Source organism: Porticoccus sp. GXU_MW_L64, from assembly GCF_052983295.1.
Genome location: NZ_JBRKJK010000006.1, coordinates 1 through 13,304, shown reverse-complemented (window position 1 = coordinate 13,304; position 13,304 = coordinate 1). Strand labels below are relative to the sequence as shown.

12 protein-coding genes and 1 pseudogene are annotated in these 13,304 nt (G+C 55.6%); 8 read left to right on the top strand and 5 right to left on the bottom strand.

Going from position 1 to position 13,304, the window contains the following annotated elements:
- Nucleotide 1 precedes the first annotated feature (1 nt).
- The gene (gene oadA / locus ACVBEJ_RS05535) at nucleotides 2-1,795 is read left to right on the top strand and encodes a sodium-extruding oxaloacetate decarboxylase subunit alpha (protein WP_447128614.1); all 1,794 of its coding nucleotides are present in this window, start codon (nucleotides 2-4) and stop codon (nucleotides 1,793-1,795) included.
- An 11-nt stretch (nucleotides 1,796-1,806) separates the two neighbouring features.
- Entirely contained in the window at nucleotides 1,807-2,973 is a 1,167-nt protein-coding gene (locus ACVBEJ_RS05530; RefSeq protein ID WP_447128613.1) for a sodium ion-translocating decarboxylase subunit beta, read from the top strand.
- Between the two features lie 163 nt (nucleotides 2,974-3,136).
- On the opposite strand, the gene ACVBEJ_RS05525 is transcribed toward ACVBEJ_RS05530, so the two are convergent.
- Together ACVBEJ_RS05525 and ACVBEJ_RS05520 are read right to left on the bottom strand one after the other, a co-directional pair.
- On the bottom strand, nucleotides 3,137-4,318 hold the full coding sequence (locus ACVBEJ_RS05525; RefSeq protein WP_447128612.1) for a pyridoxal phosphate-dependent aminotransferase: 1,182 nt from the start codon (nucleotides 4,316-4,318) through the stop codon (nucleotides 3,137-3,139).
- 233 nt (nucleotides 4,319-4,551) lie between these two features.
- A complete protein-coding gene (locus tag ACVBEJ_RS05520) occupies nucleotides 4,552-6,135 on the bottom strand; it encodes a 5-guanidino-2-oxopentanoate decarboxylase (RefSeq protein ID WP_447128611.1) in 1,584 nt (527 codons plus the stop codon).
- 49 nt (nucleotides 6,136-6,184) lie between these two features.
- Here ACVBEJ_RS05520 and ACVBEJ_RS05515 point away from each other — a divergent pair, with 49 nt between their 5' ends.
- Genes ACVBEJ_RS05515 through ACVBEJ_RS05500 form a run of 4 tightly spaced genes read left to right on the top strand, consistent with a single transcriptional unit; the run spans nucleotide 6,185 to nucleotide 8,984 of the window.
- The gene (locus tag ACVBEJ_RS05515) at nucleotides 6,185-6,373 is read left to right on the top strand and encodes a hypothetical protein (RefSeq protein ID WP_447128610.1); all 189 of its coding nucleotides are present in this window, start codon (nucleotides 6,185-6,187) and stop codon (nucleotides 6,371-6,373) included.
- Between the two features lie 26 nt (nucleotides 6,374-6,399).
- Entirely contained in the window at nucleotides 6,400-7,296 is an 897-nt protein-coding gene (locus tag ACVBEJ_RS05510; RefSeq protein WP_447128609.1) for a LysR substrate-binding domain-containing protein, read from the top strand.
- Nucleotides 7,297-7,341: 45 nt separating this feature from the next.
- The gene (locus ACVBEJ_RS05505; RefSeq protein ID WP_447128608.1) at nucleotides 7,342-7,650 is read left to right on the top strand and encodes a BolA family protein; all 309 of its coding nucleotides are present in this window, start codon (nucleotides 7,342-7,344) and stop codon (nucleotides 7,648-7,650) included.
- The gene (locus ACVBEJ_RS05500; protein ID WP_447128607.1) at nucleotides 7,647-8,984 is read left to right on the top strand and encodes a DEAD/DEAH box helicase; all 1,338 of its coding nucleotides are present in this window, start codon (nucleotides 7,647-7,649) and stop codon (nucleotides 8,982-8,984) included. The genes ACVBEJ_RS05505 and ACVBEJ_RS05500 overlap by 4 nt, the downstream gene beginning before the upstream one ends.
- A 145-nt stretch (nucleotides 8,985-9,129) precedes the next feature.
- Here ACVBEJ_RS05500 and ACVBEJ_RS05495 read toward each other — a convergent pair whose 3' ends face one another.
- A complete protein-coding gene (locus tag ACVBEJ_RS05495; RefSeq protein WP_447128606.1) occupies nucleotides 9,130-9,978 on the bottom strand; it encodes a class II glutamine amidotransferase in 849 nt (282 codons plus the stop codon).
- Between the two features lie 166 nt (nucleotides 9,979-10,144).
- On the opposite strand from ACVBEJ_RS05495, the gene ACVBEJ_RS05490 reads away from it, so the two are divergent.
- The gene (locus tag ACVBEJ_RS05490; RefSeq protein ID WP_447128605.1) at nucleotides 10,145-10,840 is read left to right on the top strand and encodes an OmpW/AlkL family protein; all 696 of its coding nucleotides are present in this window, start codon (nucleotides 10,145-10,147) and stop codon (nucleotides 10,838-10,840) included.
- 203 nt (nucleotides 10,841-11,043) lie between these two features.
- On the opposite strand, the gene fnr is transcribed toward ACVBEJ_RS05490, so the two are convergent.
- Both fnr and ACVBEJ_RS05480 read right to left on the bottom strand, forming a co-directional pair.
- Nucleotides 11,044-11,772: a fumarate/nitrate reduction transcriptional regulator Fnr gene (fnr, locus tag ACVBEJ_RS05485; protein WP_447128604.1), complete on the bottom strand. Its 729-nt coding sequence runs from the start codon at nucleotides 11,770-11,772 to the stop codon at nucleotides 11,044-11,046.
- Nucleotides 11,773-11,853: 81 nt separating this feature from the next.
- On the bottom strand, nucleotides 11,854-13,044 hold the full coding sequence (locus ACVBEJ_RS05480) for a hypothetical protein (RefSeq protein ID WP_447128603.1): 1,191 nt from the start codon (nucleotides 13,042-13,044) through the stop codon (nucleotides 11,854-11,856).
- A gap of 112 nt (nucleotides 13,045-13,156) precedes the next feature.
- On the opposite strand from ACVBEJ_RS05480, the pseudogene ACVBEJ_RS05475 reads away from it, so the two are divergent.
- Nucleotides 13,157-13,304, top strand: a pseudogene (locus ACVBEJ_RS05475) (transposase); the annotation flags it as partial.

The window sequence follows — 13,304 nt, the reverse complement described above, 5'->3', positions numbered from 1 at the left end:
TATGTCCGAAGCGACTTCCGCAAACAATCCAGTTTCCATTACCGATGTGGTGCTGCGAGACGCACACCAGTCACTGTTTGCCACCCGGCTGCGCATCGACGATATGCTGCCCATTGCCGAAAAACTCGATCAGGTGGGCTTCTGGTCGCTGGAAACCTGGGGCGGGGCCACCTTTGATTCCTGCATTCGCTACCTGGGGGAAGACCCCTGGGAGCGCATTCGCGAGCTGAAAAAAGCCATGCCCAACACCCCTCAGCAAATGCTGTTCCGGGGGCAGAACATTCTCGGTTACCGCCACTATGCCGACGATGTGGTGGAAAAATTTGTGGAGCGCTGTGCAGTCAACGGCGTGGATGTGTTCCGTGTATTCGACGCCATGAACGACATGCGCAACCTGGAAACCGCGCTCAAAGCGGTGAAGACGGTGGGCAAGCACGCTCAGGGCACCCTGTCTTACACGCTCAGCTCGGTACACACCATCGACACCTGGATGGAAATGGCCAAGCGCATTGAAGATATGGGCGCAGATTCCATTTGTATTAAAGATATGGCGGGTTTGCTCAAACCTTATGTGGGCTACGAGCTGGTGAAACGCCTGAAGGCGGAGACGGATTTGCGGGTGCATCTGCACGCTCACGCCACCACCGGTTTGTCCACCGCCACTGCCCTGAAATGCATCGAGGCGGGCATCGACAATGTAGACACCGCCATTTCTTCCATGTCCATGACCTACGGCCACAGTCCCACGGAAACCCTGGTGGCTATTTTGGAAGGCACCGACAGGGACAGCGGTTTGAAACTGGAGCCCCTGGAAGACATCGCCGCGTACTTCCGCGAAGTGCGTAAAAAGTACGCCAAATTTGAAGGATCCCTGAAAGGCGTGGACTCCCGCATTCTGGTGGCGCAGGTGCCCGGCGGCATGCTTACCAATATGGAAAACCAGTTGCGCGATCAGGGCGCTGAGGACAAATTCGACGACGTACTGGCAGAAATTCCCAAAGTGCGCGAAGACCTGGGCTTTATTCCCCTGGTCACCCCCACCTCGCAAATTGTCGGCACTCAGGCGGTGCTCAATGTATTGACCGGCGAGCGCTACAAGTCTATTTCCAAGGAAACCCAGGGTGTTCTAAAAGGGGAGTACGGCGCCACGCCCGCTCCGGTGAATGCCGAACTGCAAGCCAAAGTGCTGGATGGCGCAGAGGCCATTACCTGCCGCCCCGCGGACCTGCTGGAACCGGAGCTGGACAAGTTGAGCGCTGAAGTGGAACAGCTGGCCAGCGAAAAAGGCATTGAACTGGTGGGCGGCGATAACCGTATCGACGATGTGCTCACCTATGCACTGTTCCCGCAAATCGGCTTGAAATTCCTGGAGAACCGCGACAATCCGGCGGCCTTTGAGCCCGTCCCTACTGGTAAAGATGTCGCCACCACCGACAGCGGCGAAGAAATCTACACTGTCAATGTAGAAGGTAACGACTACACCGTTACCGTAAATGCCGGTGGCGATGTCAGCGGTATTGTGCCGCTGTCTGGTCATGCTGCCGATGCATCCACACCGCAAGCATCCGTTCCAGTGACTGGTGGTGAACCGATACCATCCCCCCTGGCTGGCAATATCTTTAAGGTGCAGGTAAAACCCGGACAACAAGTGGCAGAAGGGGAGACCATTATTGTTCTGGAAGCCATGAAAATGGAAACCGCAGTCTCTGCACCCCGGGCCGGAACCATCGGTGACATCAAAGTGGCGGAGGGCGACTCGGTCGCTGTTGGTGCTACTCTGGCCACCATCGCTTAAGGGAGGCAACTATGGACTCCCTGATCAATTTGTGGGCCGACTCCGGCCTGTCGCAGCTTACCGGTGGCCAGTGTGTGATGATTGTGGTGGGCCTTGGCCTGCTGTTTCTGGCCATCAAAAAAGGCTTTGAACCACTGCTATTGGTGCCCATTGGTTTCGGTACTGTACTGGTCAACATTCCCGGTGCCGGTTTTGAAGCGGCACCGGTGTACGACGCCCTGGGCCATCTGGAGAGCCCCGGCGGGTTGATGTACTACATCTACCACGTAGGCATTGAATCCGGCATCTTCCCGCTGATTATCTTTATGGGAGTTGGGGCCATGACCGACTTCGGCCCCATGCTGGCCAACCCCAAAACCCTGTTCCTGGGGGCGGCTGCCCAGTTCGGTATTTTTACCACGGTAATTGGTGCGGTGGCGTTGAGTGCTGCCGGTATTTTTGATTTCAGCATTCAGGACGCCGCCTCTATCGGCATTATCGGCGGTGCCGATGGGCCAACGGCGATTTTTGTCACCAGTAAACTGTCGCCGGATTTATTGGGAGCCATTGCGGTGGCGGCGTACTCCTATATGGCGTTGGTGCCCATTATCCAGCCGCCCATTATGAAGGCGCTGACTACGCCGGAAGAACGCCAGATCAAAATGGAGCAACTGCGCCACGTATCCAAGGCGGAAAAAATTGTTTTCCCGCTGACGCTGTTGGTACTGGTGGCCCTGTTCCTGCCCAGTGCAGCACCCCTGTTGGGCATGTTCTGTTTCGGTAACCTGATGAAGGAATGTGGCGTGGTGGCGCGCCTCAGCGATACTACCCAGAACGCGCTGATCAACATCGTTACCATTTTCCTGGGTTTGGGTGTGGGCTCAAAAATGAGCGCGGATAAATTCCTCAACGGCGAAACCCTGGGCATTCTGGCTCTGGGCATGGTGGCCTTCTGCATCGGCACCGCCTGCGGCGTGCTGATGGCCAAAGCCATGAACAAATTCGGCAAGACCCCCATCAACCCACTGATAGGCTCCGCCGGTGTGTCCGCCGTACCCATGGCGGCGCGGGTATCCAACAAAGTGGGCCTGGAAGCCAACCCCCACAACTTCCTGCTGATGCACGCCATGGGGCCCAATGTGGCCGGTGTGATTGGCTCGGCGGTTGCGGCGGGGGTTATGTTGTCGATGGTTGGGTAAGGGATAGGACGCGCTTCGCGCTACAGACAACAGAGCGTGCGCATTGCGCACTTACAGTAGCCAGTAGCCAGTAGCCCGGGTGAAGCGCAGCGAAACCCGGGGTGGTTTTTTGTTTGAGCTGTGTTCCCGGGTGCCACTGCGCTTTACCCGGGCTACGGGTACGCTATAAATCAGTAATAAAGCGTTCAATCCGATCAAACGCTGGTTGCAAAATTTCGATGGGTTGCGCCAACGAAATACGCACAAAATTGCGCGTCACCTCACCAAAACCAATACCCGGTAATACCGATACCCCTTGCGCGTCCAGCAATCGGTGGGCGAAGTCCTGGCCATCGTTGGCCACTGCGCTGATGTCCATCATCACAAACATGCCCGCATCCGGGGTAGGGCAGCTCAATTTGGGTATGTTGGCGATTCGCTGGCACACGTAGTCGCGGCGGGTTTTGTATTCGCTGCGCATTTCTTCCATATATTGCGAATCGTTTTGCAGGGCGTAGGCGGCGGCGTCTTGCACAAACTGGCAGCAGCCGAAGATGGTGGAGGCGGAGAAATTCAGCAGGTGCTTGCTGATACTTTCCGGTGCCACGGTCCAGCCCATACGCCAGCCAGTCATGGCGTGGGATTTTGACAGGCCGTCGATAATAATAATGTTATCCAATCGTTCAGCCGCCCTGCGCAGGGAGCTGTGGCGTTCTTTGAATGTGATCATGGAATACACTTCGTCGCTCACCAGCCAGATATTATGGCGGTAGCTGAAATTTGCCAACTCTCGCAGCTCCGCTTCGCTGAGCATATTGCCCGCCGGATTTCCCGGGGTGTTGATAAAAATCACCTTGGTTTTGTCGGTGACAGCGGCTTTCAGTTTTTCCATGTTCAGAGAAAAATTATCGGCGGCGTTCAGGGGTATGCGTACCTGTCGGGCGCCAATGCTGTCGAAAATGCCGTGGTAGCCGATGTACATGGGCTCCGCCAGAATGACTTCGTCTCCCTCATTAAGCAGGGTGCGCATAACCGCGTATATGGCGTTGGTGGCGCCGGGGAATATCAGCACTTCGTCCACGGAGCAGGGGCGGCGGGCGGCGCGGTCTTCCACATCGGCGATAATGCGGCGCAGGCTGTCTTCGCCATTGCTGGGGGAGTAGTGGGTGCGACCTTCGCGCAGCTTGCCAACAACGTGTTCGATGGTGTCCGGGTGGGTGTCCAGGTCCGGGTCGCCCACCGACAGCAAAATCACATCGTCACCGTTGTAGGCCATGGCGCAGGCTTTATCGTGCACCGCCCAGACGTCGCTGGCATCACCGTCCAGGCGTTTGGCTACATCGCTGATTTTGGTTTCAAAGGTCATATTTTGTCCGTTTATTGTTTAACTTGGGCACCGGCCTGGAATGCGGTACTGCTTGCTGTGACCGTGGCCAGCATGGATGCTGGCGACGAGCCTACAGGGATGTATGCACGGCGTGTCACGGCAAGCAGTAGCGTATTCCTGGCCTCAAGCTTCGTTTCAATGCTGGCCGTTGGATGCTGGACAAAAGTGCGATTCGGCATTCGTCGAACGTCCAACTTCCAACGTCAAACAAATCAAATAAAATCTTTCTCGCAAACTTCAATAATCGTCGGCACTTTTTGTTGCTGTGCCAGCTGCATTTGTTCACCCAGTTCTTGCAGATTGCGAGCCCGGTATGCCGGGCAGCCGTAGCCTTTGGCGATGGTTAAAAAGTCCGGCGTGTGAATGTCGCAGGCGATGGGCTCCATGCCCGCGCTTTCAAAATTCTGGGCGATCATTTCGTAGCGCTGGTTGTTCCACACCAACACCACCACAGGAATTTCTGCTTCCACCGCAGTGGATAAATCGTTGATGGTAAATTGCAAACCGCCATCACCAATCAGGCACACCACCGGTAATTCCGGCTGTGCCAGTTTTGCGCCAAAGGCGGCGGGCAGGGCGTAGCCCAGGGTGCCGTAACCGGTGGCGGCGCTGGCAAAACGGCGCGGTGCCGGGGCGTCGTATTGGGCGGCGGCAAAATACGCGGGTTGAGTGGAGTCGCCAATCAGGATGGCGCCGGGCAGGGCTTGTTGGATGCTGTCCAGAAAGGCCTGATAGCCACTGTGGTTCAGTGAGGCCAGTTGTTTTTTGACCTGTGCAGTACGGTTTGCGCCATTGCGCTCCGTCAGATCCATCAGGGGCAACAGGCCGCCAATGGCGTGGCGGGCATCGGCGCAAATGGCCACATCCGGGCGTACATTGCGGGTAAGCTGGGTGCTGTCGATATCGATGCGTATCAGCTTGGCCTTGCCTAAATGAAATTCGCCGTTAAAGAAAAAGTCGTAATCGGTTTCGCTGAATTCGGTACCGATCGCGAGAATGACATCCGCGTTTTGATACAGCTCGCGAACCGGCTGATAAGAAGGACTGGTGTTGACCAACAGTGGGTGGCCCGGTGGTAACAGCCCTTTGGCATTGTGGGTGAGGGTTACCGGGGCATCCAGTTTTTCTGCCAGTGCGCGAATGGCCTGCACTGCATCAGCAGCGCCACCGCCTAAAGCCAGAACCGGACGTTGGGCGCTGTTTAGCAGGGGGATGGCTTCAAATAAGGCTAGATTGGAAGGAGCCGGGCGGCTGGGCAGCGGCCAGGTTTCCAGCGCTACATGATCGGCGTTGGCGGTAATCACGTTCAGCGGTACGCTGATGTGCACCGGGCCGGGGCGCTGGCTGGCAAAAATGGCGAAGGTGCGAGCCATCACTTTGGGCAGTTCGTCCGGGCGGCTGAGGGTGTGGCTCCACACCGAACACTCGGCCATGGCCGCTTGCAGGTTGCGGGTTTCGTGCAAACGGCCTTCACCAAGGCCTTTTTCCCAGCTGTTGTTGTCGGCGGAAATCACCAGCATGGGTACGGAATCCTGCAACGCCTGGCCCATGGCTGTAGCGATGTTGTAGGCGCCGGGGCCGGATACGGTAAGGCAGGCGGCGGGCTTGCCGGTGACTCGGGCATAGCCATCGGCCATAAAGCCCGCGCCCTGTTCGTGGCGGGGGGTAAGGTGGCGAATGTTGGTTTGTGGCAGGCCACGGTACAGCTCGATGGTGTGGGTGCCGGGAATGCCAAAGGCGGTATCGATGCCGTAGGCCTCCAAGTATTTCGCCAGTAATTCACCGCAAGTTGCCATGGTTTGTTTCCGGAGAAGTTTCAGGTGTGGTTACTTTAGCGAAGCGAGCATGGCGGGCAAGCGATTGTTTGTGGTAGGGTCATTCCAAAAAGTCATGGATAATGTTGCACTCCGTAAGCGCATGATTCCAATATTGCTTGCTGTGACACGCCGCAAGTACATCCCTGTAGGCTCGGATGCAGCATCCATGCTGCATACGGTCACAGCAAGCAATATTGAAATCATGCTTACAGTGTAGTGTGCGATTTATAGCGGTAAACGAGTATGAGTAGACATATCCCCAGCTTGATGTCCCTGGAATGCTTTGAAGCCGCCGCCAGGAATTTGAGTTTTACCAAAGCCGGGGATGAACTGTGCCTGACTCAAAGCGCGGTAAGTCGCCAAATCAAGAATCTGGAACAGTTCCTTGGCCTGCAACTATTTATGCGCAGCAAGCAGGGGGTAAGCCTGACTGTAGAAGGGGCGAGTTATGCAGCGGAGCTAAAGCCTTTGCTGGATAGGCTGGAATCTATTTCCCGGGACGCCGCCAGTGGCCAGGTTCGGCCTCTGGTTTTGGCGGTGGAACCCGCCCTGGTCAGCCGCTGGTTGTTGCCCCGTATGGGCAAAGGCGGCCAGCAACCCCCGGTAGAATTCGAATTGAATACGGATATGGCACGGATTTACGGGGCGTCGCGGGATTACGACCTGGCTATTTTGTTTGGCAGTGGCCACTGGCCGGGTTTGCAAAGCCAACTGCTGATGACCGAAACCCTGTTGGCTGTGTGCAAGCCGCAGCTATTGGCCAAAACCGGCGGCAAAGCCTTTACCGAGCGCAAGGATATTGCCAAATTGCCGTTGCTGCACCAGACCGGGGAGTTATCTTCATCCCATTTGTGGTTGCAAAAATCGGGCTTTAGCAGCGACCAGATAAATGACTTTCCGGGCCCCAGGCTTGAGTATTTCCAGCTGTTGCTGGAGGCGGCATTGCAGGGGTTGGGAGTGGCGGTTTTGCCGTCTTATTTTGTCCGTGATGAGTTGGCCGGCCAACAACTGGTGCGAGCTTGCAGCGCCGATTTGATGTGCGACCAGGCTTACTACCTGGCAGTGCCGGAAGAAAAATCCGCTCGACTGCCCATACAGCAATTGCGCCGATGGCTGGCAGAGCCGGAACAACATGTATAATGCGCGCCTTTCTTTTTCTTAAAAGGCGCTGCCCTGAACCCGCTCATGTCTGTACAACATATCATTGAACAAAAGCTGCAAGCTGAATTCCAGCCGCAGCATCTGCAAGTGCTCAACGAAAGCCATATGCACGCTGTACCGCCGAATTCCGAAACCCACTTTAAGGTGGTAGTGGTGACACAGGACTTTGACAACAAGCGCCCGGTGCAACGTCATCAGGCGGTGTACGCACTGTTGGCGGATGAATTGGCTGCCGGTGTGCATGCCCTGGCTCTGCATACCTTTAGCCCTGAGGAATGGGCCAGCAGTGGTGAGGCACCGGCATCGCCAAATTGTATGGGGGGCGAAAAGTGAGCGACTCCAGCTTTGCAGCGTTTGAAAACCATGGCCTGGATTCCCGCTTGTTGCAGGCGCTGGACAAAGAGGACTTCAAGCAACCCACCCCGGTGCAGCAACAGGTAATTCCCGCCGCCTTAAAAGGCGATGATTTGCTGGTTACCGCTGAAACCGGCAGTGGTAAAAGTGCCGCATTTCTGCTGCCCATGTTGCAACGCTTTTTGCAAACCGATGCTCCCAAAACCGGCACTCGGGCGCTGGTATTGACCCCCACCCGGGAGCTGGCGCGGCAGGTGTTGGCGCACTGCATCAAGCTGAAAAAAATGACCCACCTGAAGGCGGATGTGATTACCGGTGGCCAGGAGTTTCGCTTTCAAAAAGCCATGTTGCGCAAAAATCCGGAAATTGTTATCGCCACGCCGGGGCGCATTCTCGAACACCTGGAAAAAGGCTCGGCAGATTTTTCCGATCTGGAAGTGCTGGTGCTGGACGAAGCCGACCGCATGCTGGATATGGGCTTTAGCGACGATGTGCTGACCATTGCCAATGCCTGTAATCCGGATTGCCAGACCCTGTTGCTGTCGGCAACTCTGAAGCATCGCGGTATTCGCAAAGTGGCGGATGCTGTGCTGAATAACCCGCAGACCATAGCCGTGGACAATGTGCGCTCCCGCCACAGCAGTATTCAGCAGCAAATTGTGCTGGCGGATGACATCGAGCACAAACAAAAACTGCTGCTGAAACTGCTTGCCCAGGAGAATGTGCAAAAAACTGTAGTGTTCACCAACACCATAGCGGGGGCGGAAAAACTGGCGGGTTGGCTGTACAACAGCGATTTGCGCGCCGGTATTTTGCACGGCGACTTGTTGCAGGACGAACGCAACCACGTCATGCAGCAAATGCGTCGCGGTCAACTGGACGTGCTGGTGGCCACCGATGTGGCGGCTCGCGGCCTGGATGTGCAGGGGGTTGGCCTGGTGGTGAATTTTGATATGGCCCGCAGCGGTGACGACTACGTACACCGCATTGGCCGCACCGGTCGCGCCGGGGAGCAGGGCACGGCGATATCGTTTATTACCTCCACCGAATGGAACCTGATGTCCTCCATCGAACGCTATCTGAAAATCCGTTTTGAACGCCGCACGGTGGAAGGGCTGACCGGTAAATACAAGGGGCCCAAAAAACTCAAGGCCTCTGGCAAGGCGGCGGGTAGCAAAAAGAAAAAGCTGGCAAAGAAAAGTGCCAAAACCGGTGGTGTTAAAAAACCGCTTGCCAGACGCCGCACAGGGAAAAAACCGCTGCACGACAGCACCAAAGAAGAAGGCTTTACACCGCTGCGACGTAAAAAGTAGTCCGACTATTAACCCGGCAATACTTTCACATAAAAGAAAGTAACGCACTTGCGCGGAAGTGCTTGATTTTATTGATCTTGCGCTGGCTTCGCCAGCGGCGGCATATCCCTGTGCCGCATTATTAGAATCTGAGCAATCTGCAACCCTAAATCTCTGTTATCTCCACCTCAAGCCCATCGCTCACTGTCACCAAACAATTTACCGGCACCTGCTGCCACTGCGGATCATCGTTTAACCCTTCCGAGGTAATAATCACCGCACGGTGTTGGTCATTTTTGCTTTCCATACTGCAATGACCGTTCTTGCAGCAATAGCTGCCGCCGCACTGCACGTACAGCGAATTGGCTTCTTCCGGTGTGCCATCGGTGTAACGGCTGGCCACAACCCGGCTGCCGTCGGCAACCACCAGATTGAGGGTGCTGGTGCCGTAGTCGTTTTTATCGCACAACTCCCTGGTCTGTTGAATAGTGGCTGTTATGGCCCGTTGCAGCCGCTGTAATGGCTCGTCGTTCTGCAGCTGCCAGTAGTTGTCCAAAAACAAGGCGAACAGAAATTCCGAATCAGTAGTGCCTTTGATCACCCGATAAGCGCGGTCGGACAGCATGGCCAGGCACTGTCGGCGCTTGTGGGTAAAGCAACTCAACTCACCGTTGTGCATAAAACTTAACTGCTGTTCGGCAAACGGGTGGCAGTTGGTGTAGGTCACTGGCAGCCCGGCAGTGGCGGCGCGTACGTGGGCGAGAATGCAGCGGCTTTGCGTGACCCTGGCCAGGTGGCGCAGGTTGGTATTGCTCCAGGCGGGGGATATGTCTTTAAAAAGGGCGGGCTGCGGGTCTTTATCCGCGTACCAGGCAACGCCAAAGCCATCGCCATTCAGCGGCTCGCTGCGTTCGCGGCTTTGGTAGCTCTGGTGAATCAGCGAGTGCTCCGGTTCCGTCACCAGGGCACTCACAGGAATGGACCGATTACCCAGATAAAGCGCAAAACGACACATACAGTTCTCCTGTTATTGTTCCTGCCTTTGACCGCTAAAAAGTGAAAATATTTGTACCTCTTTCGAGTACTTTTTATAGCGGGTTTTTAATCCAGATCAATTACCAAAACTCCTATCGGCAGTTTAATGACGCCAGAAATATTGATCATCTTCTGGAGAAAGAACCATGAAAAATCGCAAAGCTCTGTCACTGGCTGTCAACGCCGCTCTGGGGGGTGCTCTGTTACTGGGCGCCACCGCTGCAACCGCTCACGAAGCCGGTGATTTTTTTGTCCGTGCCGGTGTTGCATCGGTACAACCGGGCAGCGGTAGCGGCCCCCTGGCGCTGGACGGTGCAGACATTGCAAATTCCTCAGCATCGGTGGAAAGCGACGAGTCTTTTGGCATTACCGCCACCTATATGCTCACCGACAACTGGGCCATTGAATTGCTGGCTGCCACGCCCTTTGAGCACGACATTACCTCGGATACCGGCGCTTTGGGTTTTGGCGTTATCAACGCCGGCAGCACCAAACACCTGCCACCGACTTTGAGTGTGCAGTACTTCCCTATGGATAACAGCAGTGCCTGGCAGCCCTACGTGGGCCTGGGTGTGAATTACACGCTGTTCTTCTCGGAGCAGGCATCCAGCACCTTGCAAGGTGTGGCGCCAACCACACTGGATATTGACGATTCCATTGGTATTGCTGCCCAGGTGGGTGTGGATTACAGCATCGATGACAACTGGCTGGTGAATGCGGGCGTCTGGTACGCGGATATCGACGCGGATGCCACTTTCCAGCTTGAGGGTCTGGGCGCGCTGGCCAAGAAAGTGGATATTGATCCGGTGGTGTTTATGATTTCGGTGGGTTACAAGTTCTGAAATCGCTTACCTCGCAATGACGCAGTAAGAACCACATTTTCGTCATTGCGAGGAGCCGTAGGCGATGTGGCAATCTCGTTTGGTGTGACAGAGGGATCGAGAGAATGTCGTAATTGGATGGAGATTGCCGCAGTCGCTCCGCTCCTTCGCAATGACGGGAGAAAAGTAATCCGTCATCGCCGTGTGGCAATCTCGTTCAGTGTTTAGCCGTTCGACAATTCCCGCAGTTTATCCACATCCAGTATTTCAATTTCCTTTTTATCCACCGCCAGAATTTCCTGTTTCTGGAAGCGGCTGAATACCCGGCTGACGGTTTCCACAGTCAGGCCCAGATAATTGCCAATATCTGCTCGTGACATGGGCAGGCGAATTTGGGTGCTGGACAGTTTGCGGCGGGCGTTGCGGCTGGAGATGCTGAGTATCAGGGTGGCAATGCGCTCTTCAGCGCTGTTTTTGCTGAGTTGGGTGATCAATTGCTGGTCGTTGGTGATTTCCCGGCTCATCAGCTGGAAAAAGTGCCGTTGCAGGGAGGGGATTTGCATACTCAATTCCTCCAGCCGGGAAAAGGGGATTTCGCAGATGGCAGAGGTTTCCAGGGCAATAGCAGAGTTTACGTAGCGGCTGTGGCCGATGCCATCGACGCCAAAAATCTCCCCCGGCAGGTGAAAACCGGTGACCTGCTCCTGGCCATCGTCGTTGATGTAGTAAGACTTGATGCAGCCACTGCGTACCGCGTAAACGGATTTGAAATCACCGCCAGCGTTGTAAATGTGGTCTTCCTTGTGGAAGGGGCGACCGCGCTGCACGATGTTATCCAGACGGTCGATTTCGTCATTTTGCAGTGCCAGGGGCAGACACAGGGCGTTCATACGGCAGTCGCCACAGCTCACCTGGCTGTGGGGGCACTTCTGGTCTACGGCTGGATTATTCATCTGGCGTCCACAGTGTTGATTTGCAGGGAATTATAGGGGGTAATTCCGTGTTCACCAACCGTTATCCTGCCAATTGACTGGCTATGGTTTGAGAGTTGTCTGCTGAAGGTCCCGGAGGAGCTGCCGCAGCCCCACTCGGCCTGATGAGGTCAATTGCCACTGTTGCTGATTCGGTTCCAGCCACAGGCGTTCGCAGGCACGGGCTATGGCAGCAGAGGCGTGCTGGTGGCCATCACCGGCAAGGCGGGTCAGTTGATCATTGCTGACTTCGCCGTAGCACAGCAGGGACTGCACGATGCTTTCCGTGCCAGCCCGCTGCTCCGGCAGCTGGCCGTACCAGTGCAGGGGTGGGGAGCCATTTTCCAGTTTTGTGCGGTAACAATTCAGATCACCACAATTGCGGTAGTACAGGTTGCCGGTATTGCCCTGGGCAGACAAACCCAGTCCCAGCCAGCCTGTCAGTTGATCAGAGCAGTAACCCCAGGGGGTAAAGCGCAGTTTCCGCTGCTGATATAAATGCTGCAGACGGCTGTCGGGGGCGGCCAGCACTTGATTGCCCAATATTTGATAGCCCCTTTGTTGAGCGCGTTTGAGCAGGTTCAGGTAGGTCTTTTGGCTTTCAATAGGGGCGTGCGCCGAGTCTTCCGGTATGCCCACCAGTTCAATCTGTTGCGGGTTGTACAGTTGCAGGCTGAGCAGCAGGCGATTAAGGGCATCGGGGCCGCTGAAATTTGCCAGGTTGATCTGACAGATAATATCTCTGAACCCGGCGTTGTCCAGGGTGGATATGGTGTTGTCCACCCGCTGCATCCAGCCCCCTTTGTCCAGTTCCGCACTGTAGTCGAAGCGGATTTTCAGGCGGCGAAAATGCAGGCCGTGGAGCAGGGCAAGGGTTTCTGGGTCAATATGGTCGTGGTTTATTTCGATGCCATAAATGGCCTTGTGGGTGTTGCCGCGCAGGTGATTGTTGATCAGGTAGCAGAAACAGGTGAGGTCGGCGGGGGCGATGTTGTGCAGCTGGCCGCCGGTAAGCCATATCTGGCTGACGGCTGTGTCTCTCAATTGTTGTTTGTACAGGGCCAGTTCACGGGGCAATAATTCCAGTTGTTGCTGGCAATCGTTGCCGTTGATCGAAAACGAAAGGCCAAACTCCCCTCGGTCTGCCGACAACTGTATCCGCTCCAGAGGTTTGTGACAGGCAGGGGGATTGGTCACAAAGTGGTAGTTGACGGGAATAGCAGCCAGTTGTGGGGTGGACGGTTGAGGAATCATGGCAGGTCAGCGCGGACATCGGTAGTGTGACCTTACGGGCTGTCGGCTGTCGGCAACATGATATGGGTCAAGGGGAGGGAACTTACCTCCATGTGCTTTGCCTGGTTCAAGCGGTGTCATCAGTGATCGCAACATCCTCGTTGACGATGGGCAGACGGTGACGTTCCAGTACAAAGACAGTGCCACCAACACCCTCAAAACCCGCTCCTTGCCCGGCGAGACGTTTATGGCGCTGGTGCTGCAGCACGTGTTGCCCAAAA